The sequence below is a fragment of the Mesorhizobium sp. B2-5-3 genome (assembly GCF_006441005.1).
GTDB lineage: Bacteria > Pseudomonadota > Alphaproteobacteria > Rhizobiales > Rhizobiaceae > Mesorhizobium.
Map to the genome: position 1 here is coordinate 166,515 of NZ_VFUS01000007.1, position 22,614 is coordinate 189,128.

The following is a 22,614-nucleotide window of genomic DNA, read 5'->3' on the forward strand; positions in this document are numbered from 1 at the left end:
GTCTAAGCCATTTCTGGACCCAATAGGACCAGCAGAATCACCGAAGCGGAACCCGCAATGAGACAATTGTCACGGCGGAATCGCGAATCACGCTCGGTTTTCATCCCGAAATGTCAAAAATGCGCAATGGCGTGGAATGAGGCAGCAGGCGTTTATTTCCGAGGCAACTAATGCATGTCGCGCAAAGTGTGCTCGGTTCGGCAGCGACGTGAACAACAAAGACGTGAGCGCGTCGCGGGAATCGGTTTGGGCGTGACATGCTTCAGGCGGGAGACAAGCAATGCGGACCTTTTCGGCGATCGCCGGCAGTGCTGCGTTCTTCATCGCGGCACCCTGTATCGTCGCCGGCCTCGTGCCGTGGCTGCTGACGGATCGCTGGGACCGGCCATGGTCGAGCCTGCCGGGTCTTGCCCCTCTTGGCTGGATCCTCATCGCGGTCGCCGTGGCGGCGCTGCTGCATGCATTCGCCTGCTTTGCGCTTGAAGGCCTCGGCACGCCTGCTCCGGTCGCTCCGACCGAGAGACTGGTGGTCGGCGGGCTCTACCGCCATGTCCGCAATCCGATGTATGTGGCGGTGCTGTCGATCATCATCGGCCAGGCACTGCTGTTTTCAAGCTGGACGCTTGTCGCCTACGCCGCCATGGCAGCCGCGGCCATGGCCACCTTCGTCAAGCTGTACGAGGAGCCGACGCTCGCACGCCGCTATGGCGATGAATACGAAACCTACCGCCGCAACGTGCCCGCCTGGCTGCCCCGCCTGACGCGCTGGCGGAGGTGAGAGTCTGCGCGATCTCCGGGGTCAATACGACCAGCTCCGCGCCTTGGCGATGATGAAGTCGCGAAACACGTGCAGCTTCGCCTGGTTCTTCATCGCGTCGGGGTAGGCGAAATAGGTGTCGAAGGAAGGCACCTCCGTTTCCGGCAGGAGCTGCACCAGGCCGGAATCCTTGGAGATGACATAGTCGGGCAGCATGGCGATGCCGGCGCCGCCCTGGACCGCGCGCTTGATCGACAATATATCGTTGATCTGCAGCGTCGGCACGCGCTGGCCGCCCTCGAAATCGCCGACCGTCTCCAGCCAGTTCAGCTCCGACAGATGCGCCGGCACCGGCACGCCGAAAGTGACGATGCGATGCGCCTTGAGCTCGGCCACCGAAGCCGGCCTGCCATGCTTGGCGATATAGCCTGGCGAAGCATAGAGGTGGAAATGCACCGTGAACAGGCGGCGCTGGATAAGGTCCGGCTGCTGCGGCTGGCGCAGCCGGATGGCGCAATCGGCCTGGCGCATGGTCAGGTCGAGCTCCTCGTTGGCGAGGATCAGCTGCAGGCTGATTTCAGGATAGAGCTCGATGAACTCCTGCACGCGTTCGGTCAGCCAGCCGGCGCCGAGCCCGACCGTGGTCGTGACCCTGAGCACGCCGGAGGGGCGGTCCTTGGTCTCGGTCAGCCGCGATTTGATGGTCTCGAGCTTCATCAGCACGTCATGCGCCGTGCGGAACAGCATCTCGCCCTGTTCGGTCAGCACCAGGCCGCGGGCGTGGCGGTTGAACAGCGGCACGCCGACATCATGCTCGAGCGCGCTGACCTGGCGCGAAATCGCCGATTGCGACAGGTGCAGCGTCTCGGCCGCATGTGTAAACGACCCTGCTTCCGCCGCAGCGTGAAACACGCGTAGCTTGTCCCAGTCCAACGCCATGATTCCCCTCGTTCCTGTTTGGCGTCTGAATGAAAAATCAGGCTTTTACACGGCGTTTCTAAGCCGTTCTTTCAACAGTTTGCGAACCGCTATTCGGCCGCCTCGCGATGCACCTCGATGCCGGCCAGGTACTTCTCCGCCTCGAGCGCCGCCATGCAGCCCAGCCCCGCCGCAGTCACCGCCTGGCGATAGATATCGTCGGTCACGTCGCCGGCGGCGAACACGCCGGGCACGTCGGTGCGGGTCGAATCCGGCGCCGTCCACAGATAGCCGTTCGGCTTCTGCTTCAGCTTGCCGACGAACAGCTCGACCGCCGGCGCATGGCCGATCGCGACGAACACGCCGTCGACCTCGAGCTGCGTCTCGACACCCGTCACCACGTTGCGCAGCTTCAACCCTTCGACCGAAGGCGGCAGTGGCGTCTTGCCCGGACGGCCGGTGATCTCGTCGACAACCGTGTCCCAGATGACGCGGACATTGTCCTTCTTCAAGAGCCGCTCGCGCAGGATGCGTTCGGCGCGGAAGTCCGAGCGCCTGTGGATGACCGTCACGCTCTTGGCGAGGTTCGACAGATAGAGTGCTTCTTCCACCGCCGAATTGCCGCCGCCGACCACCGCGACATCCTTGCCGCGGTAGAAGAAGCCGTCGCATGTGGCGCAAGCCGATACGCCGAAGCCCATGAACGTCTGTTCGGTCGGAATGCCAAGCCATTTGGCCTGCGCGCCGGTGGCGATGATCAGGGCATCGGCCGTGTAGACGGTGCCGGAATCGCCCGTTGCGCGGAACGGCCGCACGTTGAGATCGACCTCGGTGATGATGTCGGCGATGATGTCGGTGCCGACATGTTCTGCCTGCCTGAGCATCTCGCTCATCAGCCACGGACCCTGGATGGGTTCGCCGAAACCGGGATAGTTCTCGACGTCGGTGGTGATCATCAGCTGGCCCCCCTGCTGCAGGCCGGCGACCAGCATCGGCTTCAGCATGGCGCGGGCGGCATAGATCGCCGCGGTATAACCGGCCGGGCCGGAACCGATGATGAGGACAGGCGCGTGCTTGGTGGTCATGAAAAGCCTCTGCGGAGGGCTGCCGGCGTTTGCGGCATGGAAAACTCGTCGATGTCGCGCGTAATGTAAGTGTTGCCCACGACGCCAGCAAGGCAAGTTGGCGCTCGTCCCCGGAAAGCTTTGTCGCACCGGGCGAACCGCTCTGGTGCTGCGTGGATTTCCGCGTGGGGGATGGCGTGGACAGCAAAGTCGTTTAATTACAAAATCCCGCAAGATTCTTTCGCCACCCGTAACCATCGAAAGCCCCGAAATGCCGCTCAAGGCCGACCTCGACGCAATCGACTGGAAGATCCTTCGCGAATTGCAGGCAGATGGGCGCATGACCAATGTCGAACTGTCGAACCGCGTCGGCATTTCGGCACCGCCTTGCCTGCGCCGCGTCAAGCGACTGGAGGAAGCCGGCATCATTCGCGGCTATCGGGCGCTGCTCAACGCGCCGGCGCTCGGTCTCGACGTGGTCGCCTTCTGCCTAGTCGGCCTGCACCATCAGGCCGATGCCGAGCTTCGCATCTTCGCTGAGCGCACGCGCGGCTGGCCGGTCGTACGCGATGCCTGGATGGTGTCGGGCGAATCCGATTTCCTCCTGCACTGCGTGGCAAGCGACCTCGGCGCCTTCCAGACCTTTGTCATCGAGGAACTGACCTCCACGCCGAACGTCGACACGGTGCGCACAGCCCTCACCATCCGCCGGGTCAAGGATGAAGGGTTGGTCTCGTTCGAGCGGCCGTGACGCCGATCGATTGCGGCGCCCGGCCAAAGCGAATTCCGGAATTTCGCCACATCGCCGCCGCGTTGATAACGGACAGGCGCAGGCAGCCGGATCGTCCTGTGCGATTTGGCGCCTGATTGGTTTCCTTGCCCAAGCAGCGTAAGTTCCAAGGACAATCCGCCGTGGAAGGGACCATGACCAGGTTTGCAAGCCCGATTTCGGCGCTCATCATCTGCATGAACGAGGCCGATATGATCGGCCCGTGCCTCGAAAGCATCGATTTTTGCGCCGAGATCGTCATCGTCGATTCAGGCTCCACCGACGCCACGTTGGACATCGTTCGGCAGTTTGTCGCTGAGGGCTATCCGATAAAGCTGCTGCACAATGGCTGGCCGGGTTTTCCGCATCAGCGGCAATTCGCGCTCGACCACGCCACGCAGCCCTGGTGTCTTTCGATCGACCCGGACGAACGCGTCGACGACCGGCTGCGGCAGTCGATCGTGGCGGCGGTCGAGACGGCGAATGCCGGCATCAGCGGATGGTACATCCGCCGCCGCGACTGGCTGAAGGGCTACGGCTATGCCCATCGCTGGGTGCTGCACAACAGGCTGTTGCGGCTTTTCCGCCGGGAAGGTGCGACCATGGACGTGACCGCGCGGGTCCATGAATCCTTCGGCGTTTCCGGCGAGACCAGCACGATCGAAAGCGGCGTGCTGCTGCATCGCCGCGAAATATCGGTCGAGGAGGATCTGGCCCGGGCAAATGCCTATTCCAGCCTCAAGGCGGCCACCCTGGTCGAGAAAGGCAAGAAGCCGGGCCTGGTGCGGCTGGTGCTTTCGCCGCTCGGCAACTTCCTGAAATTCTATCTGGCCAAGCGCTACTTCCTGTGCGGCCGGCACGGCTTCGTCTATTCGATGTCGGTGATGATCTATTCCTTCGCCACCGAGGCCAAACTGTATGAGGCCTCGCAAGGCAGCGAACCGGCGTGAGCGGTCAGGCCCGGATCAAGACCGCTTATCCCGGCCATCGAGCCGCCCTATGGCGGCGATGAGACCGTCGAGGTCGCTGCTGTCCCGCAAGGGCCTGATGACGAAGCCGGAGCGAAGCTGCGCCTCGCCGCCGACGAGCCAGCCCTGCGGCAGGCCGGCGCTCAGGCCTGCCTCCATGTCGGCCAGCTTGTCGCCGACGATCACGGACCGCCGGAGATCGAGATCGAGGCGTCTCGCCGCCTCGAAGAGCATGCCGGGATTGGGTTTGCGCATCGGGTGATCCGATATGCCCAGCGGCCCCACGCCAGCCTCGTGGTAGGCGCAGGCCAGCACCATGTCCACGACAACGCCCTGATCGCGCAACAGGTCGAGCACGCGGCGGTTCACATCGGCGAAGGCACTCCAACCGAAATAGCCGCGCGCGATGCCGGACTGGTTGGTCACCACCACGACCGGGATGCCGGCATTGTTGGCGGCGGCGATCGCCGGCAACATCTGCGGCCGGAGCTCGATCTCGGCCGGATCGCTGGGGTAGTCGGTATCGACATTGATGGTGCCGTCGCGATCGAGGAACAGCGCCGGCTGGCCGGCGGGAAAAACCCTGCCGCCGATCCGCTCCACCCACAGGCCCGGCTCGGCCAGCGGGTGCGGCGCCTTGTCAGCCATTGCTGAGGCGCGCTTCCACCACCTCGCACAGGTGATGGTAGAGGCACAGATGCCCCTGCTGGATGATCGGCGTCGAGGTCGAGGGCACGTTGAGCAGGATGTCGGTGAGCGGCGCAAGCTTGCCGCCTGTGTCGCCCGTCAGGCTGATCACCGTCATGCTCATGGCCCGCGCCTGTTCGGCGGCCGCCAGGATGCTCGGCGAATTGCCGCTGGTCGAGATCGCCAGAAGCACGCCGCCGGCCGCGCCATGCGCCTCGACCTGGCGCGAAAAAACGGTGTCGAAGCCGTAATCATTGCCCCAGGCGGTCAGCACCGCGGCATTGGCCGGCAGCGCGATGACATTGTAGCCCTTGCGCTCCTTGAGAAAGCGGCCGACCAGTTCGCCGGCGATGTGAATGGCATCGCTGGCCGAACCGCCATTGCCGCAGATCAGCAGCGCCTTGCCCGACGAAAGGGCGGCGACGATCGCGCTCGCCGCACGTTCCATCGCGCCTGTGAGATCGCGCTCGACCAGCGCCGTGATCGCGGCCGCCGAGCGGACCAGGTAATCGTTCAGTTCGGACATGAAACCCTCAATTCTTATTACCGGCCGAGCGCAACCTGCCGATGGTGCCGGTCGTGCTCTTGCCGGCGACGAGATCGACCAGGACCACGCGCCCGCCGGCTTTCTGCACCACGTCCGAGCCGACCACGGTGTCGACAGTGTAGTCGGCGCCCTTGACCAGTATGTCGGGCAGAAGCGCCTCGATCAGCGCCAGCGGCGTGTCCTCGTCGAAGACCACCACCGCGTCGACAGACGCGAGTGCCGCCAACACGCAGGCGCGGTCGTGCTGGTCGTTGACAGGCCGTTCCGGCCCCTTCAGCCGGCGCACCGAAGCGTCGCTGTTGAGGCCGAGCACCAGCCGGTCGCACTGGCTGCGCGCCGCGTGCAGCAGGCTGACATGGCCGGCATGCAGGATGTCGAAACAGCCATTGGTGAAGCCGACGCTGAGGCCCTCCTCCTTCCACGCCGACACCAGCCGTGCGGCCGATTTGGCGTCGAGGATGGCATCCCTGTGGACGCTCGGACCGTGCGATCGAAACAGCGCGCCGTTGAGTTCCTCGACCGTCAGCCGCGCCGTGCCTCGCTTGCCCACCACAACGCCGCCGGCTGCATTGGCGATCGAGGCGGCCGCGGCCGGATCGGCGCCGGCGGCAAGCGCCAGCGCGAAGGTCGCGATCACCGTATCGCCGGCGCCCGACACATCGAACACTTCGCGCGCCTGCGTGGCGATGTGGCGCGCCTCCGTCGGACCGACGACGCTCATGCCCTTTTCGCTGCGCGTGGCGACGACGAAGTCGAAGCCATGCGCCGCAAGCAGCTCGCGCGCCGCGGCCACGATCTCGTCATCGCTGAACACCGGCCGTTCGACCGCTTCGCCGAGTTCCTTGCGGTTGGGCGTGATGGCGGTCGCGCCGGCATAGCGTGCATAATCCCGGCCCTTCGGATCGACCAGCACCGGCTTTCCCGCCTCGCGGCAGATCGCGATCAATTCGCCGGCGACGCCGTCGAGCAGGATGCCCTTGCCGTAATCCGACAGGATGACGATGTCGGCGTGCGCCAGCGCGGCGCGGAAATGCCGGACCAGCGCCGCGCGCTCCGCCGCGCCGAGCGGCTTGATCTCTTCCTCGTCGAAGCGCAGCACCTGCTGGTTGAGCGCGCTGAAGCGGCTCTTGGACGACGTCATGCGGCCGCGCTCCCGCGCCAGGCCTGTCGTGTCGGCGCCAAGCTCGCCGAGCATGCGCACCAGGCTGTCGCCTGCCGTATCAGAGCCGATCACCGAGACCGGAATGGCGGCGGCGCCGAGCGAGATGATGTTGGCCACGACATTGCCGGCGCCGCCCATCGCCAGGCTCTCGCCGCGCCCATGGAGCACCGGGATCGGCGCTTCAGGCGAAATCCGCTCGATGATGCCGTTGACGAACCGGTCAAGGATGAGATCGCCGACCACCAGCACGGTGGCCTGGCCGAAGTGCGCGATGGCGCGGTGCAAGGGCTCGGGGGAAAGTGGGTCGTGCTTGGTCATGTCACTGGCAACGCGCAAAAACCGGTTTTGAAGATGCATGGAGGACAAATTGGCCGGGATCGGTCGTTCATGGCGATGCCGATATACCGCAATTCGAGCCAGCGCAACGCCGGCTGGCCTCGTCAACTCTTCTGCAAGGCGACATGGACGCCAAGCCCGACCAGCACCGCGCCGCCGGCTCGCTGCATCATGCGCTGGGCGCTGCTGGAGCGGCGCAGCCTGCCGATCACGGCACCAGCCAGGAACACGCAGACGATATCGGCCGAGGAGAACATCAGGTTGACTGTCGTGCCCAGCACGACGAATTGCAGCCAGACCGGGAATGCGGCAGAGGCATCGATGAACTGGGGCAGGAAGGCCATGAAGAAGATCGCGGTCTTCGGATTGAGCACCTCGACGGCGATGCTCTCGAAAAAGGCGCGGCAAGCCGATTTCCGCTCGATCGCCGGCAGTGCCATGTCGCCTTCCGCGCGTTTGCGGAACAGCGCCACACCGAGCCAGATTAGGTAGAGCGCGCCGACGAGCTTGACCGCCATGTAGAGCGGCGGCACGGCGTGGAAAAGCACGGACAGGCCGGCGGCAGCGGCAAAGACGTGAACATAGCCGCCCAGATGAATGCCGAGCGCCGCAGTCAGGCCGGACCAGCGGCCGCGCGCCATCGTCTGCGCGGCGGCATAGAGCATGGCCGGGCCTGGAATATAGGCGAAGATCGCCGTGGTGGCGAAAAACGCGACGAGCAGCTCTGTCGACGGCATTCCTGGTCCCTCATGATCGCGCCCGGCGGCGCGAGCCGACTGAAGCGGCAGCTTTGCGGCGCCACTGTGGCGCGCTGCCCCGCGCAGGGCAATCGCGGACGGGTCCACCCCTCGATTGTTCTTGCGGATCCCAGTGCCGCCCGGCAACGCTGCTTTGTCGACAGCTTCGCAAGCCTCCCTTATAAGGACCGGAATCGCGAGCAACCAGAGGCGTTCATGATCATCGTCACGGGCGGCGCCGGCATGATCGGCTCCAACATCGTCGCCGCGCTCAATTCGGAGGGCCACGACGACATTTTGGTCGTCGACGACCTGAGCGATGGCCACAAGATCGCCAACCTTGCTGACTTGCGGATCGCCGACTATCTCGACAAGGACGATTTCCTGGCCCGCCTCGAGGACGGCGGGCTCGGCCGCATCGAGGCCGTCTTCCATCAGGGCGCCTGCTCGACCACCACCGAATGGAACGGCAAGTTCATGATGGAGGTGAACTACGCCTATTCGAAGCGGCTGCTGCATGCCTGCCTGGCGCTGCGCGTGCCCTTCCTCTACGCCTCCTCGGCATCGGTCTATGGCGGCGGCTCCGAGTTCCGCGAGGACGCGGAGCTTGAGCGGCCGCTCAACGTCTACGCCTATTCAAAAAAGCTGTTCGATGACTATGTCAGGCGCAATGTCTTCGATACCGATCATTCGCAGGTCGCGGGCCTGCGCTACTTCAACGTCTATGGGCCGCGCGAGGCGCACAAGGACGCCATGGCCTCGGTCGCCTTTCATCTGTTCAACCAGGTCGGGCGTGGCGAGAATCCAAAGCTGTTCGGCGCCCATGACGGCTTTGGCCCCGGCGAGCAGAGCCGCGACTTCATCCATGTCGGCGACGTCGCCGATGTCAATCTGTGGCTGTGGAAGCGCGGCGCGAGCGGCATCTTCAACTGCGGCACCGGCCGGGCGCAACCCTTCCGCGCCATTGCCGAAACCGTCATCGACGCGCTGGGCAAGGGCGAGATCGAGTACATCCCCTTTCCCGACCACCTCAAGGGCAGCTACCAGAGCTTCACGCAAGCTGATATGTCGCGTCTGCGCGCCGCCGGTTACAATGGGCAATTCCGCAGCGTCGAAACCGGCGTCAGAGACTATGTCGAATGGCTGAAAGCCCAGCGATCCTCGTGATCGGCCCACGCTGGGTGGGCGATATGGTGATGGCGCAGTGCCTGTTCTCGGCGCTGAAGGAGCTTCATCCAAATGCAGCCATCGACGTGCTGGCGCCGGCCTGGGCGGCCCCTTTGGTCAAGCGTATGCCTGAGGTCCGCCAGCAGATCGATTTCCCGCTGAAACCCGGCGCGCTCGAATTCGCACATCGGCGCCGCTTCGGCCGTCTGCTGCGCGGCCGTTACGACAGCGCCTATATCTTGCCGGGCAGTTGGAAGTCGGCGCTGATCCCGTTCTTTGCCCGCATTCCGCGGCGTTTCGGCCATCTCAGGGAAATGCGCTACGGCCTGTTGACCGACATCGTTCCGCTGCCGGAGGCCGTGAAACGGCGCACGGCGCAGGCCTATTTCGGCCTTGCACAGGGTGGCGATTTTCGGGCACCTCATCTGACGGTGGACGCCAATAACCAGGCCACCCTGCTCGACCGTTTCGGCCTGGGGCCGCAGAAATTCGTGGCGCTGATGCCAGGTGCCGAGTTCGGCCCGGCCAAGCGCTGGCCGAGCGAACACTATGCCGGGCTTGCCCGGGAGTTCATGGCCAGAAGGTTCAAGGTCGCGCTGTTCGGGTCGAAGAACGACCGCGACGTGACCGCGGAGATCGCAGCCCTCGCTCCTGGCGTGGTCGACCTGGCCGGCCAGACGCGGCTGGAGGACGCCATCGACCTGATCGCGGCCGCCGGGCTGGCGGTCTCCAACGACAGCGGGCTGATGCATGTTGCGGCGGCGGTCGGCACGCCGGTTGTCGCCGTCTATGGTTCGACCTCGCCACAGAATACGCCGCCGCTGGCCGAACGGCGCGAACTGGTCTGGCTCGGCCTGTCCTGCTCGCCTTGCCACCGCAAGATCTGTCCGCTCGGCCACCTCAATTGCCTGAAGACGCTCGAGGTCGCACGGGTCATGGCGGCGGCGGACCGCCTGCTGGACATCCCGGCCGCCGCATGAAGGTGCTGATCGTCAAGACATCGTCGATGGGCGACGTCATCCACACATTTCCGGCGCTCCAGGATGCGCGCCGCGCACGGCCCGATATTGCTTTCGACTGGTGCGTCGAGGAGGCTTTCGCCGGCATCGTCGCGCTGCACCCCGCAGTCGGAACCATCCACACGGTCGCCATCCGGCGTTGGCGAAAACATCTCTTCGACAAGGCCACCTGGCGCGAGGCGACCGCCTTGCGACACGCCTTGCGTGCGTGCCGCTATGATCTGGTCATCGATGCGCAAGGCCTGTTGAAATCGGCGCTGGTGGCCAGGCAGGCGAAGGCGCCGATCGCCGGCTTCGACCGCTCAAGCGCGCGCGAGCCTTCGGCAACGCTGCTTTACGACGTCGGCCACGCCGTCCCCCGCAACCTGCACGCCATCGAGCGGACGCGACGGCTTTTCGGGCAGGCGTTGGGTTACCGGCCCGATCTTTCGATACTGGATTCGGGCATTGTGCCGCCGCCCGGCAATCTGACCGGCATAGCCGGCAACACGGCCTTCCTGCTGCACGGCACCAGCCGCGAGGACAAGAAGTGGCCTGTTGAAGACTGGATCGAAACCGGCCGCCTGCTGGTTGAGCGCGGCATGACGCCGGTCACGACCTGGTCGGACGAGCGCGAACAGGCGGTGGCTGAAGCGATCGCCCGGGCAGTTCCATCGACGAGCATCGTGCCAAAATCACCATTGGCCGACATCGCGGCGATCCTGGGCAGCTCGAGGCTGGTAATCGGCGCCGATACGGGGCTCACGCATCTCGCCAGCGCCTTCGGCCTGCCGACGGTCGCGGTGTTTTTGGCCACGGAGCCGGGTTTGACCGGTCCGCGCGGCCCCTATGCATCGACGCTGCAGGCCGCGCCCGGTGAGCGAGTGTCGCCCGCGAGGGTGGTGGCTGAGGCTGAGAGGCTGCTGGAGCACCAGACGCATGGTCAGGCCGGCGCTGGCAAGAACTGATCTATTCAATCGGAAAGCTGGCGCTGCCCCTCATCGCCCTGCCGGGGAGAAGGACACCTTCACCGATGACTGCGCCAATTTTAAGCGTTTGCAGAATAGACGCCGACTTCGCGTTCAGCCGTCTTCTCCCCGTCACTATACGGGGAGAAGGTGCCGGCAGGCGGATGAGGGGCGGCGCCAACCTTGGCTAAAAACGCGCAGATCAGCGCCCCTCGAACCCCTTAGATAAACTGCACCTGGACGATCTCGTATCCCCTTGCACCACCCGGCGCGTTGACCTCGATGGCGTCGCCGACTTCCTTGCCGATGAGCGCCCGCGCGATCGGCGAGGAGATCGAGATGCGGCCGGACTTCACGTCCGCCTCCTGATCGCCGACGATCTGGTAGGTCTTCTTCTCCTCGGTGTCCTCGTCGACCAGCACCACGGTGGCGCCGAACTTGACCTTCTCGCCGCTGAGCTTGGTGACATCGATGACTTCGGCCCGGGCGATGAGATCCTCGAGCTCGTTGACACGGCCCTCATTGAGGCTCTGCGCCTCTTTGGCGGCATGGTATTCGGCATTTTCGGATAGGTCGCCGTGCGAGCGCGCTTCGGAGATCGCCTCGATGATGCGCGGCCGCTCCTCCTGCTGGCGCCAGCGCAGTTCTTCCTTCAATGACGCGAACCCCTCGCCTGTCATCGGGACCTTGTTCATGATACCTGACCTTTCCTGCCGCCACCCCCGCATTTCGGGGAAAGCCTTATCGATGGTGCAAAAAGAAAACGGTCCGGCAGCCTCGGGCTAACGGAACCGTTCACCGCAATTTCCCTGAATATAGCAATCTTTGCGGGCTTTTCACGCCCAAAAATCGGTTTCTGAAGAAATCATCACCGTTTTCGCGCGCGCCGTCGCAGGAGCCGGCATGGCAACAAAAAACCGGCCGTGATTGCTCGCGGCCGGTTCGAAAAGGCATTGAGGGGGTCAGCTCCTCATGAAATGGTCGATCTGTTCGGCCAGCATGCCGTATTCGCGTGAACCCTTGCCGGTTCGCTTTTCGATCTCCATCAGCTGTTGCTGGGCGCCGGCCAGGTCGCCGATCTGGAGATGGGCTTCGCCGAGATATTCGCGCACCAGCGTGTAGTTGGGATCGATGCGCAGCGCTTCCTCGTAATAGCCGAGGCCAACGGCGACGCGGCCGGAATGGCGGTGCGAATAGCCGAGATAGTTGAGGATGCGCGGGTCCTGCTTGTTGGCGGCGAGGCTGAGCACGGCGATCGCCTCGTCATAGCGGCCGGCCATCGCCAGGTCATGCCCGGCATCATAGATGCTGTCGTCGTCCAGCATGCCTTCCTGGGGTGCGACGCACTTGTTCTTCTTCTTGTCCCAGACCATGCCTTTCTTGCATTTGGTGGTCGTACTGGTGTCGTCACCGCTGCCTGCGGCAAACACCGGAACGGCAAGGAACTGCAGAGCGAGAAGCGCGCTCGCCGCCTGGATCAGCACTCTTTTATGCATCGGAGCCTCCTGGAGGGGTGAGAATGCAACACTAACGCAGCGTGTCGGCGGTTTCATCCCGGAAAAAAGCAAGGGGCTAACATGAGGTGACGGATGCTCGAAATCCGCTATCATCGGCGGCGATGAAAGCTGAGCCAGCGGAGACCGCCAGTGCAGCGACGGCTTGAAAAGAACTGGGATTTGACGATCGGGCCCGACACCGTGCGGCTGTTCATCCTCAAATGCAAGGCGTTGAGCGCCGCGATCAATGAAGACTATGCCGACGGCGCCGAACACGAAATCGAGTTCGATGGAAACACCCGTGACAATCATCATCATGACGGACTCGCCGAGGAAAGCTCGGAAAACCTGACCGAAGAGGAACTGCGCGAGCTGATCAACGACCTCAATGTCGACGAGGCGGCCGAGCTCGTCGCGCTCGCTTGGGTCGGCCGTGGCGACTACGATGCCTCGGAATGGGCCGACGCCGTCGCCGCCGCGCGCGAGCGCGCCAACAAGCACACGGCCAAATACCTGCTCGGCTTGCCGTTGCTCGCCGATTGGCTGGAGGAAGGGCTGGAAGCGATCGGTGCGTAACGCGCCGGTAATCGATTGTGATCGGGCCTAAGCGCCTTCCAGGCAACTTCGAGCATCCCGGCACCGTTTCGAGGCGATGGCAACACTGAGCTTTTCCCGAAAATACAGGATTGCATTGGTCATGGTCGTGACAGCACTGCTGGTGACGCCGGCCGATGCCAGGCATCGTCACAGGCATCACGAGCCGCTTTCACCACGGGTGGAACAGCCACTGACGCCGCGGGTTGACCGGCCGCTGAAGCCGCGCGGCGAAAGGCATCGCAAGCCGAAGCCGGCACGGCAGAGGACGCAAAATCCGAAGCCGGTACGTGCGGATGTCCCAGTGCCTGAACCGCGCCCCGCTGACGCGCCAGAGGCGACAGAACCGAACACGCAAAATCCAGCCGCAACATCCGACCGGTTTCAGGAGGAAGGATCCCCTCGGAAGCAACAAGCCCGGCCCGAGCCGCCAGCCGATGCGAAAGGCGAACCGGAGCCGCCAGCCGTGGCGCCGACGCCGACACAAAGGCCTGAGACTGCGGAACCGGAGGTTGAGCCGCCGGCCCTCGCCCCGCCACCGCCGCCAAAGCCGGCGGACGCGGACAAAAAGGAGATGCTTCCCGATCCGCGTTCGGCTGACCTGCCAGACGCGAAAATGCCTGCCGAGGAAGTCGCCTGCCGCGAGCGGCTGAGGGGTCTCGGTGTCGAATTCGAGGAGCACAAGGCTGAAAGCGATCGCGATATCGGCTGTTCGATCCCCTATCCCCTGGTGCTGAAGAGCCTTGGCAAGTCGATCGCCATTGCCCCGGGCGCCGAGCTCAATTGCGCAATGGCCGAGGCGGCGGCACGCTTTGCCGGCAACGTCATCCAGCCGGCGGCGAAAGCCGAATTCGGCACCGACCTGAAATCGATCGGCCAGGCATCGGCCTTTGTGTGCCGGCCACGCAACGGCACGCGCAAACTGTCCGAACATGCCTTCGGCAATGCGCTCGATATTGCCAGCTTCACACTTGCGGACGGCAGGACGATCGAGGTCGGCCCGGCGCCACCGGACAAGGACGCCAAATTCCTCGACGCGGTGCGCAAGGCCGCCTGCGGGCCGTTCAAGACCGTGCTGGGCCCGGGCAGCGATGCCGATCATTCGCTGCATTTGCACCTCGACCTCGAGCCGCGCCGCCACGGCGGTACCTTCTGCCAGTAGGGCCGGCTCAGAAGCGATGCCGCAATTCGGCCGCAGGCATGAACGCCGGCGCTGATTTTTCCTTTACCGTTGATCGTTAAAATCCCGCCTATCGGGAAAGGGACTGCCGATGGACGGGATATTTCGTGCCGCGCTGGCGCTTGCGCGGCAATCGAAACGCGCGCGTGCCGCTGCCGGCGGGCTGGCCGCCCTGCTTGCGCTGGCCGCGGTGTCGGCCTGCAACACCGGCAACGTGCTGGCACTGGAGCCAGCCGTCGATGTCGGCGCGCAGACCGCGGCCGTGCCGCAATATTCAGGCATGCAGCGGCTGGTTCCTTCCAATCCCTACATGACGCAGGCCGCCTATCCACGCATGGACGAGCCGATGTCGCCGGTCGAGCAGATGCCGGCCAGCGAGACCGACTGCCGTCAGCAGCTGAGGCGCCTCGGCGTCACCTTCACCGACCTGGCGCCGATCCATGAAGGCCAGTGCGGCATCGACTATCCGGTGAAGGTTTCGGCCATCGGCAGCGTCGAGATGAAGCCCGCCGCGACGCTGACCTGCGACATGGCCGCCAGCTTCGCCGCGTGGACGAAGAACGAGCTCGTTCCTTCCGCCCGCTGGCGCTACTTCTCCGGCGTCAGGACCATCCACCAGGGTTCCAGCTATTCCTGCCGCAACATCGCCGGCGAAGGCGTGCTGTCGGAACACGGCAAGGGCAACGCGCTCGACGTGATGAGCATCGAACTCAACAATGGCGACGACATCGACGTGCGCAAGCCCGGCCTGTTCGCCTTCCGCACCCGCGGCTTCCTCAACAATGTGCGCGCCGACGGCTGCCAGTATTTCACCACCGTGCTCGGCCCCGGCTACAATTACGACCACCGCAACCATTTCCACTTCGACATCAAGAACCGCAAGAGCGGCTATCGCGCCTGCCGCTGATCCCTTTGCCTGGCGGCGGCTTCGCCGCGTACAGTGACGTCGTAGAACTCGAGCGGCATCGATGAGCCAACGAAGCTTCCGACGACGCGCTGCGACCTGGCTGGTGTTGCTCCCGGCGACCTATCTGGTGCTGGCCTATGTCGCCGCGCCGGAATTCTGGACGTTTCGCGATCGCGGCTTTCGCAGCCAAAGCTTCGAGATGGTGACGCACACCCCGCAAGGCATTCCGGGCGACCCGATCAATGTCGGCCTGATCGGCACGCAAAAGGAGGTTGTCCATGCCTTCGCCGTCACTGGCTGGGACACGGCCGACGCCATCACATTGAGGACAGCGATCGACATCGGCGAAAGCGTCTTGTTTTCGCGCCCCTATCCGGACGCGCCGGTGAGCCGGCTGCTGTTCGAAGGTCGCGCCCAGGATCTTGCTTTCGAGAAGCCGGTCGGCGGCAGCGCCGACCGCCGTCATCATGTGCGCTTCTGGCAGACCGATGCCACGGGCGACGATGGCCGTCCGCTATGGCTGGGCTCGGCCAGTTTCGACCGTGGCGTGGGCCTGAGCCACGACACCGGCGCCATCACCCATCATATCGGCCCCGACATCGATGCCGAACGCGACTTTCTTATCCAGGATTTGACTGCCGCCGGAATGCTGATCTCAACCAGCGACCTGGAAGGCATCGGCGCCACCACGCACGGGCGCAATGGCGGCGGCGACCCCTATTTCACCGACGGCAAGGCCGTGCTCGGCGTGTTGAAGCAACTGCCATGATGCCTGAAGTCAGCTCGTGGCGATCACGACCTTGCCGAACGGTCCCTTCTCCAGATGCTGGAAGGCCTGCGCCACCTCCTCGAAACCGAAGACCTTGTCGACCACCGGCCGGATGCCGAGCACCTCGATCGCCTGGTTCATCCGCTCGAAGGCGCGGCGATGGCCGATCGATATGCCCTGCACGACGATGCGATTGCGCAGGAACGGCACGATCGGAAAGCTGAGTTCCATCGAGCCCAGCAGGCCGATGACCGACAGGCGGCCGTCGGCGGCCAGGGCATCGAGCGATCGCCGCGCATTGTCGCCGCCGACCATCTCCAGGATATGGTTGACGCCGGTTCCACCCGTCAGGTCACGCGCGGCTTCGTCCCATGCCGGCTGGGTGCGGTAGTTGACCACTTGCCAGACGCCGAGTTTCCTGGCCCGCTCGAGCTTGTCGTCGCTGCTCGAGGTGACGATGGCACGCAGGCCGAAAGCGGCCGCGAATTGCAGTGCAAACAGCGACACGCCGCCGGTACCCTGGATAAGAATGGTCTGGCCGGGCACCGGCTTCGTCGCCTCCGCCAAGGCAAACCACGCCGTCAGCGCCGCGATCGGCAGCGTCGATGCCTCGGCGTCGCTGAGCGAAGGCGGCGCCAGCACGACGGCATCCTCGTGAAGCAGCACGTAGTCGGACAAGGTGCCGGGCAGTGACAATCCCAGCGTGTGCTGGTGAAGCACCGGCGGCGCATCGCCGTCAGGCCAGTCGGCGATCACTTGGCCCAGCACGCGTTGCCCGGCCTGGAAGCGGCTGACGCCACCGCCGACCGCCACGACCTCGCCCACCGCATCCGATGTCGGCACGAAGGGGAAGACGAGGTCCGGGATCAGCACCCCGTCTAGGATCATTCGATCCTTGTAATTCAGCGATATAGTCTTGATCCGCACCAGCAGCTCACGAGGCCCGGGTGCGGGTACCTTTCCCCGCGCCGGTTGCAGCTTGGACAGGCCAAAACCGGTCATTTGCCAGGATCTGTTGATGTCTCTGTTCATCTCGTCTGCTCCGGATTGAGTTGCTGGCGAGATCTTTACGTCATTCCACTATGGAAAAAAGTGCTTCTATGCGGCATAATTGGAAACGAATTGAAGATCATTATTCTACAATAGGGGCACAGCCATGGAATCCGCCGATCTGCAGGGCATTGTCGCCTTCGTTCAAACGATCGAAGCCGGCAGCTTCACCAGTGCGGGAGAACGGCTGCGCGTGACGAAATCGGCGGTCGGCAAATCGATCGCACAGCTGGAGCATCGGCTTGGCGTGCGTCTGCTCAATCGCACCACCCGCAGCCTGAGCCCGACAAGCGAAGGCCTCAGCTATTACGAAGCCTGCGTCAGGGCGCTGTCCGAAATCGAAGCCGCCCAGTCGCTGCTTGCCTCGCACCGGCAAGTGCCCTCGGGCCGGCTTCGGGTCGATTTGCCGTCGGCCTTCGGCCAGCGCTGCGTTGCCCCAGTTTTGTTCGACATTTCCAAGCGCTTCCCCGATCTGGCGATGGAGATCTCCTTCAACGACCGTCGCGTCGATCTCATCGAAGAAAGCATCGACCTGGCAGTTCGCATGGGCGAGCTCGACGACAGCCTGTCGCTCGCGGCGCGGCGGCTCTATGTCCAACGCTCGTGCGTATTGGCCGCCCCCGCCTACCTCGAGGAGCACGGCAGGCCGCGAACGATCGAGGAGCTCGCCGCTCATAAGCTGATCGGCTACACCCGTAACGGCGTCGCCCATCCCTGGACCATAAGGCACGCCGACGGCCAAATCGGAAAGTTCACACCGCGGGCAAGGCTGGTCCTCGACAATGGCGAGCCGATGCTCGACGCCGCCCTTGCCGGCTGCGGCATCACCTTCCTGCCGACATGGTTGGCGGCGGACAGCCTCAGGAGCGGTGCGCTCGAAATGGTGCTGTCGGACCGCCTCGTCGAAAACATTGCCGTCCACGCCGTTTGGCCGGTGACGCGAGCAGTGACGCCGAAGGTCCGCGTCGTAGTCGATGCGCTGGTCGAGCATTTTTCGGCGCCGCCCTGGGATGCCGCCTGACGGGGCCGCATGCGCTGTCATCTTCCTGAAAACGGCTGCTGACTATTTTCCAATCCAGCACGGCAATGCTATTGACCCCTGATGCTATATGTTGAAATCGCCACCGTGGTCGTCCTCATCTGCGTGAACGGCCTTCTGGCAATGTCCGAGCTTGCCATCGTCTCGTCGCGGCCGGCCCGCCTCAAGGCAATGATCGATCGCGAGGTTAAGGGCGCCGGCCGGGCGCTTGCGCTTGGCTCCAACCCCGGCAAGTTCCTGTCCTCGGTACAGATCGGCATCACCCTGGTCGGCGTGCTGTCCGGCGCCTTTTCCGGCGCCACGCTCGGCGAAAGGCTGGCGCAGTTCCTGGCCTCGAACGGCATCCGCGAAAACATCGCCGATCCGCTCGGCGTCGGCATCGTCGTGGCCATCATCACCTATGCCTCGCTGATCATCGGTGAGCTCGTGCCCAAGCAGATCGCGCTGCGCGACCCCGAGCGGGTCGCCGTGCGCGCCGCCCCGGCCATGACCGTCCTCGCCACCGTCTCGGCGCCGCTGGTCTTCCTGCTCGATATTTCGGGCCGCGCCGTGCTTTGGCTGCTCGGCCAGCGCAGCGAGAGCGAGGAGAAGGTTACCGACGAGGAGATCAAGATGCTGGTCGCCGAGGCCGAGCATCACGGCACCATCGAATCCGACGAGCGCCGCATGATCGCCGGCGTCATGCGGCTTGGCGACCGCGCCGTGCGCGCCGTCATGACGCCGCGCACCGAGGTCGACTGGATCAACCTCCAGTCCGACGATGCGACCATCCGCAAGCTCCTGATGGACACGCAGCATTCGCGCCTGCCCGCCGGCGACGGCGGCGTCGACGCCATGATCGGCGTCGTCCAGACGCGCGACGTGCTCGCGGCATTGCTGGGCGGCCGCGCGCTCGACCCGCGTCGGCACGTGCGCACCGCGCCCATCGTGCACGATCAGGCCGACGCGCTCGACGTGCTGCAGACGCTGAAGGAATCCGACGTGCCGATGGCGCTGGTGCATGACGAATACGGCCATTTCGAAGGCATCGTCACACCCGCCGACATTCTGGAGGCCATCACCGGCGTCTTCCGTTCGGACCTCGAAGCCGGCGAGGAAGAGAATGCCGTCAAGCGTGACGACGGCTCATGGCTGCTTGCCGGCTATATGCAGGCCGACGAGATGGCCGAGGTGCTGGGCATCGACTTGCCGGAAAACCGCGACTACGAGACCGTCGCCGGCTATGTGCTGTCGCACATGCACCATCTGCCGGCGACCGGCGAATGCGTCGACGCGCAAGGCTGGCGTTTCGAGGTGGTCGATCTCGACGGCCGCCGCATCGACAAGCTGATCGCCACGCGCCTGCCCAGCGGCCACCGCGAAGTGGTGCGCTGACTGTTCGAACGTTGCCTCGAGTCAAGCGGTCATTGGCCGTCCGTCCGCGCCTACTGCTCCGTGAAGGCGCGGGCGAACGAATCGAGCATCGGCCGCGCGAGATATTCCAGGAAAGTCCGGTCGCCGGTGCTGATGAACGCCTCGACCGGCGTCCCGGGATAGAGCTGCTCGGGCTTCACGCGGGATGGCAGGGCGTCGATCTTCAGCTTCGCCCGGAAATAGGGTTCACGCGTAGCCTCGTCGATCAGCCGATCCGCGGAAACCTGTGTCACGGTGGCTGGAACCTCGGGCGTGAGCCGCGCGTTCAAGGCGGACAATCGCAGTTTCGCCGGCTGGCCGACGCGTACCTGATCGATGTCCTTCGGCCGCAGCTTCGTGTCCACGACCAACCCCGATGCCGTCGGCAGGATTTCCATGATCTTTTCGCCCGGGGCAATTACGCTGCCCTTGGAATTGTAGGTCGACGACACCACGATGCCCGCTGCCGGCGCCTTGATTGTCGTGCGCCGCAGCACCGCCGCGGCCGCCCTGATCTGTTCCTCGACGTCGGCCAGGTTGGAGCGAACCTCGTCCAGCTTCGTCAGCGCCTCCTCCACCCGTTGCGTGGTCAAGCGCTCGGTCTGCTCCTGCGCCTCGACGATCTGGGTGCTGGCCGATGCAAGACTGGCCTCCAGCGCTCCCGCCTGGCCGACGAGGTCGGCTTCGCTGCGCAGAAGCTGGGAGTATTCGGTGCGGTTGGTCAGGCCTTTGTCCAAAAGGCTGGTCTTGATGCCGAGCTCCTTCTTCACCACCTCGACCTGCTGCTGGATGGCTTGTTTCTGGGCGTCCAATCCCACGACGGACTGCCGATGCATGACGACCCGCTGCTGGAGGATCGATCGTTCCGACCGGAACCGGGCGAGCCTGGCGTCGAACTCCTTCTGCTGTTCCCGAACCAGCATTTCGAAATCGTGCTGAAGCGGCGCCGGCGCCGCTGTTGTGATCGGCGCCAGCCTGTCCAGCCCGTCCCGCTCCGCCTCCAGCCGCGCCGCGCTTGCCCTGAGCGCGATCGACTGCCTCGTCAGCCGGTTGAGCTCGGCCTGCGCGGCGGTTGGATCCAGCACTATCAGATCCTGCGCCTGCTGCACGCGATCGCCTTCGTGGACCAGCAACTCTTGGACGATGCCGCCCTCGGGGTGCTGGATGAGGATGTTCCCGCCCATCGCCGAGATCGTGCCTTGCGTGATCACCGCGCCGGACAAGGGGGCATAGGCCGCCCAATAGCCGAAGCAACCTGCAAATATCGCTATCGCCGCATAGCCGCCGAATGCCACGCGCCCTGTGTCGGTGCGTGGATTGCGTTCCCCGGCGAGGCTGTGCACTGCCATCATCTACGATCCAAAGCGGGTTTTTTGCGGGGCGCTGCGGAGGGTCGTGGCGAACGACCCCGTCACCACCGTATTCTGCCGGGAAGAATTGCCGGCGAGCGGCTGCCGCAGCAAATCGCCGCTCGGGCCGAAGGCTTCGATCGCGCCGTCGCGCAGCAGCATCACGCGGTCGCAGGCCGCTGCGATCGAAGGGCGGTGCGTGATCACGATCAAGGTAATCCCCGCCGACCGCGCATCCGAGAGCACCGCTTCGAGCGCCGCTTCGCCGGCGCCGTCGAGATGAGCGTTGGGCTCGTCCAGGACGAGAATTCTGGGGTTGCCGTACAGGGCGCGCGCCAGCCCGATCCTTTGGCGCTCGCCGCCCGACAGCGCCCTGTCAGAGAGACCGATCATCGTCTGGTAGCCGTCGCGCTGCGTCAAAATCAGTTCATGGGCCTGGGCACGCTTTGCCGCCTCGACGATCGAGGCGTCATCCGCGTCGGGGTCGAAGCGGCCGACGTTCTCCGCGATCGATCCCGGGAACAGTTCCACCTCCTGCGCGAGATAGCCGATATGCCTTCCAAGCTGCTTTTCGTCCCAGGTCCTGAGATCGGCACCGTCGATCCTGACCGAGCCGCTGACCGGTTGGAGCGCACCGACAAGCAATCTGGCGAGCGTCGATTTGCCGGCTCCGCTCGGGCCGACGATCGCCACCGCCTCGCCGGCCCCGATGTGGAAATTCAGCCTCTTGACGATGGGCGGACCGCCGGGCCTATTCGGCGCGACGTAGATCAGATCCTGCGCCGAAATCGCGCCTGACGGATCAGGCAAGGCCAGTTTTTGCACCGCGGACGGACGTGCCGAAAGGGTTGCCTCCAGCCGTTTCCACGATCGCCTGGCGTCGACGATCTGCCGCCACGAGCCGATCAGTTGGTCGAGCGGCTGCAGCGCGCGCGACGATACCAGGGAAGACGCGAATATCATCCCGGCCGTCATCTTGCCTTGCAGGACCAGCCACGCACCCACGCCCAGTATCGCCAGCTGCAGCATCATGCGCACGGCCCGCGACGTTCCGCTGAAGATCGCATTAGCCGTCGACGCGCGGTCGTGAACGATCAGCGCTTCGGCGACGTGCTTTCCCCAAGCCCGCGCGGCGTTCTGGACCATGCCCATGGCGCGCAGCGTCTCGGCGTCGCGGGCAAAGGCCTGCTCCGACTGGCTGGCGACCGCCGAACGTCGTGAAAACAAAGCGTCGTTCCTGCCGATGGCAAGCTGGGTTGCCAGGACCAGTGCAAGCAGCATCGCCACGCCAGCCAGGGTGAGCCAGAACAGGACGGGATGGATCAGGTAGAGCAGTCCGAGGAAGAACGGAGCAAACGGCAGGTCGAACAGGACCGCCACGCCGCGCGACCTGATGAAGGCGCATACCGAGGCGAGATCACGCAATGGCGACAGGCCTGCGGAGGCGTGGTCGGCGCCAAGCGAAGCGGCGAACGTCTCCGCCCCGAGCTTGCTGTCGATGCTGGCCGCGACGCGCTGCGTGTAAATGGAGCGCACCGCGTCCAGAAAGCCCAGAAAGACCAGCGCGAGAACCGCGATGACCGACAGGTAGACAAGCGTCTCGACATTGGAGGAAGGCAGGACCCGATCATACACCTGCAACAGATAGAGCGGGATCACCAGCAGCAGGACGTTGATCAGCAACGAGAAAACGCCGACATCGGCGATGGCGCGCCACAAGACCGCCCGCAGACCTGACTGTCCCATCGTTCCCGCGCTCC

23 protein-coding genes are annotated in these 22,614 nt (G+C 64.6%); 12 read left to right on the forward strand and 11 right to left on the reverse strand.

Going from position 1 to position 22,614, the window contains the following annotated elements:
• The first annotated feature begins 280 nt into the window (after positions 1 to 280).
• Positions 281 to 778, forward strand: a complete 498-nt coding sequence (locus FJ867_RS18260; protein ID WP_140556023.1) for an isoprenylcysteine carboxylmethyltransferase family protein — start codon at positions 281 to 283, stop codon at positions 776 to 778.
• Positions 779 to 799: 21 nt separating this feature from the next.
• On the opposite strand, the gene FJ867_RS18265 is transcribed toward FJ867_RS18260, so the two are convergent.
• Together FJ867_RS18265 and trxB are read right to left on the reverse strand one after the other, a co-directional pair.
• Positions 800 to 1,696 (reverse strand): LysR family transcriptional regulator, encoded by an 897-nt coding sequence (locus FJ867_RS18265; protein ID WP_140495954.1) that lies wholly within the window; start codon positions 1,694 to 1,696, stop codon positions 800 to 802.
• Positions 1,697 to 1,785: 89 nt separating this feature from the next.
• Entirely contained in the window at positions 1,786 to 2,760 is a 975-nt protein-coding gene (gene trxB, locus FJ867_RS18270; RefSeq protein ID WP_140495955.1) for a thioredoxin-disulfide reductase, read from the reverse strand.
• Between the two features lie 250 nt (positions 2,761 to 3,010).
• On the opposite strand from trxB, the gene FJ867_RS18275 reads away from it, so the two are divergent.
• Positions 3,011 to 3,490 carry an Lrp/AsnC family transcriptional regulator gene (locus tag FJ867_RS18275; protein WP_140495956.1) on the forward strand — a complete coding sequence of 160 codons (480 nt, stop codon included), beginning with the start codon at positions 3,011 to 3,013 and terminating at the stop codon, positions 3,488 to 3,490.
• Positions 3,491 to 3,663: 173 nt separating this feature from the next.
• Positions 3,664 to 4,458, forward strand: a complete 795-nt coding sequence (locus FJ867_RS18280; protein ID WP_140556025.1) for a glycosyltransferase family 2 protein — start codon at positions 3,664 to 3,666, stop codon at positions 4,456 to 4,458.
• A gap of 15 nt (positions 4,459 to 4,473) precedes the next feature.
• On the opposite strand, the gene FJ867_RS18285 is transcribed toward FJ867_RS18280, so the two are convergent.
• From FJ867_RS18285 to FJ867_RS18300, 4 genes are all read right to left on the reverse strand, one after another.
• A complete protein-coding gene (locus FJ867_RS18285; RefSeq protein ID WP_140818162.1) occupies positions 4,474 to 5,124 on the reverse strand; it encodes an HAD family hydrolase in 651 nt (216 codons plus the stop codon).
• A complete protein-coding gene (locus FJ867_RS18290) occupies positions 5,117 to 5,689 on the reverse strand; it encodes an SIS domain-containing protein (protein WP_140818164.1) in 573 nt (190 codons plus the stop codon). The genes FJ867_RS18285 and FJ867_RS18290 overlap by 8 nt, the downstream gene beginning before the upstream one ends.
• A 7-nt stretch (positions 5,690 to 5,696) precedes the next feature.
• Positions 5,697 to 7,190, reverse strand: a complete 1,494-nt coding sequence (rfaE1, locus tag FJ867_RS18295) for a D-glycero-beta-D-manno-heptose-7-phosphate kinase (protein ID WP_140818166.1) — start codon at positions 7,188 to 7,190, stop codon at positions 5,697 to 5,699.
• Positions 7,191 to 7,312: 122 nt separating this feature from the next.
• Positions 7,313 to 7,945, reverse strand: a complete 633-nt coding sequence (locus tag FJ867_RS18300) for a LysE family translocator (RefSeq protein WP_140524876.1) — start codon at positions 7,943 to 7,945, stop codon at positions 7,313 to 7,315.
• A 216-nt stretch (positions 7,946 to 8,161) separates the two neighbouring features.
• Here FJ867_RS18300 and rfaD point away from each other — a divergent pair, with 216 nt between their 5' ends.
• From rfaD to waaC, 3 genes are read left to right on the forward strand one after another with little or no spacing between them, the layout of a single operon-like run.
• Positions 8,162 to 9,112 carry an ADP-glyceromanno-heptose 6-epimerase gene (gene rfaD, locus FJ867_RS18305; RefSeq protein ID WP_140524877.1) on the forward strand — a complete coding sequence of 317 codons (951 nt, stop codon included), beginning with the start codon at positions 8,162 to 8,164 and terminating at the stop codon, positions 9,110 to 9,112.
• A complete protein-coding gene (gene waaF, locus FJ867_RS18310; protein WP_140666125.1) occupies positions 9,085 to 10,092 on the forward strand; it encodes a lipopolysaccharide heptosyltransferase II in 1,008 nt (335 codons plus the stop codon). The genes rfaD and waaF overlap by 28 nt, the downstream gene beginning before the upstream one ends.
• On the forward strand, positions 10,089 to 11,078 hold the full coding sequence (waaC, locus tag FJ867_RS18315; protein ID WP_140666123.1) for a lipopolysaccharide heptosyltransferase I: 990 nt from the start codon (positions 10,089 to 10,091) through the stop codon (positions 11,076 to 11,078). Before waaF ends, waaC begins: the two co-directional genes overlap by 4 nt.
• Positions 11,079 to 11,299: 221 nt before the next feature.
• Here waaC and greA read toward each other — a convergent pair whose 3' ends face one another.
• Together greA and FJ867_RS18325 are read right to left on the reverse strand one after the other, a co-directional pair.
• Complete coding sequence (gene greA, locus FJ867_RS18320; protein WP_140818168.1) at positions 11,300 to 11,773, reverse strand: transcription elongation factor GreA; 474 nt, start codon at positions 11,771 to 11,773, stop codon at positions 11,300 to 11,302.
• 267 nt (positions 11,774 to 12,040) lie between these two features.
• Complete coding sequence (locus FJ867_RS18325; RefSeq protein WP_140495965.1) at positions 12,041 to 12,574, reverse strand: tetratricopeptide repeat protein; 534 nt, start codon at positions 12,572 to 12,574, stop codon at positions 12,041 to 12,043.
• A 150-nt stretch (positions 12,575 to 12,724) separates the two neighbouring features.
• Between FJ867_RS18325 and FJ867_RS18330 the strand changes: the two genes are divergently transcribed.
• The 4 genes from FJ867_RS18330 (at position 12,725) to FJ867_RS18345 (ending at position 16,024) form a co-directional block, all read left to right on the forward strand.
• On the forward strand, positions 12,725 to 13,150 hold the full coding sequence (locus tag FJ867_RS18330; RefSeq protein WP_140524880.1) for a DUF3775 domain-containing protein: 426 nt from the start codon (positions 12,725 to 12,727) through the stop codon (positions 13,148 to 13,150).
• A 199-nt stretch (positions 13,151 to 13,349) separates the two neighbouring features.
• Positions 13,350 to 14,330 (forward strand): extensin family protein, encoded by a 981-nt coding sequence (locus tag FJ867_RS18335; RefSeq protein ID WP_224646967.1) that lies wholly within the window; start codon positions 13,350 to 13,352, stop codon positions 14,328 to 14,330.
• Between the two features lie 109 nt (positions 14,331 to 14,439).
• A complete protein-coding gene (locus FJ867_RS18340; protein WP_140495967.1) occupies positions 14,440 to 15,255 on the forward strand; it encodes an extensin family protein in 816 nt (271 codons plus the stop codon).
• Between the two features lie 61 nt (positions 15,256 to 15,316).
• Positions 15,317 to 16,024: an LssY C-terminal domain-containing protein gene (locus tag FJ867_RS18345; protein WP_140818170.1), complete on the forward strand. Its 708-nt coding sequence runs from the start codon at positions 15,317 to 15,319 to the stop codon at positions 16,022 to 16,024.
• Between the two features lie 9 nt (positions 16,025 to 16,033).
• Here FJ867_RS18345 and FJ867_RS18350 read toward each other — a convergent pair whose 3' ends face one another.
• Positions 16,034 to 17,056: an NAD(P)-dependent alcohol dehydrogenase gene (locus FJ867_RS18350; RefSeq protein WP_140818172.1), complete on the reverse strand. Its 1,023-nt coding sequence runs from the start codon at positions 17,054 to 17,056 to the stop codon at positions 16,034 to 16,036.
• A gap of 124 nt (positions 17,057 to 17,180) precedes the next feature.
• Here FJ867_RS18350 and FJ867_RS18355 point away from each other — a divergent pair, with 124 nt between their 5' ends.
• Positions 17,181 to 18,095, forward strand: coding sequence for a LysR family transcriptional regulator (locus FJ867_RS18355; protein ID WP_140524884.1), 915 nt, complete (start codon positions 17,181 to 17,183; stop codon positions 18,093 to 18,095).
• A gap of 81 nt (positions 18,096 to 18,176) precedes the next feature.
• Entirely contained in the window at positions 18,177 to 19,487 is a 1,311-nt protein-coding gene (locus FJ867_RS18360) for a hemolysin family protein (protein ID WP_140818174.1), read from the forward strand.
• A 50-nt stretch (positions 19,488 to 19,537) separates the two neighbouring features.
• On the opposite strand, the gene FJ867_RS18365 is transcribed toward FJ867_RS18360, so the two are convergent.
• Positions 19,538 to 20,854, reverse strand: a complete 1,317-nt coding sequence (locus tag FJ867_RS18365; protein WP_140516830.1) for an HlyD family type I secretion periplasmic adaptor subunit — start codon at positions 20,852 to 20,854, stop codon at positions 19,538 to 19,540.
• A 3-nt stretch (positions 20,855 to 20,857) separates the two neighbouring features.
• Positions 20,858 to 22,600 (reverse strand): type I secretion system permease/ATPase, encoded by a 1,743-nt coding sequence (locus FJ867_RS18370; protein WP_140686103.1) that lies wholly within the window; start codon positions 22,598 to 22,600, stop codon positions 20,858 to 20,860.
• Positions 22,601 to 22,614 lie beyond the last annotated feature (14 nt).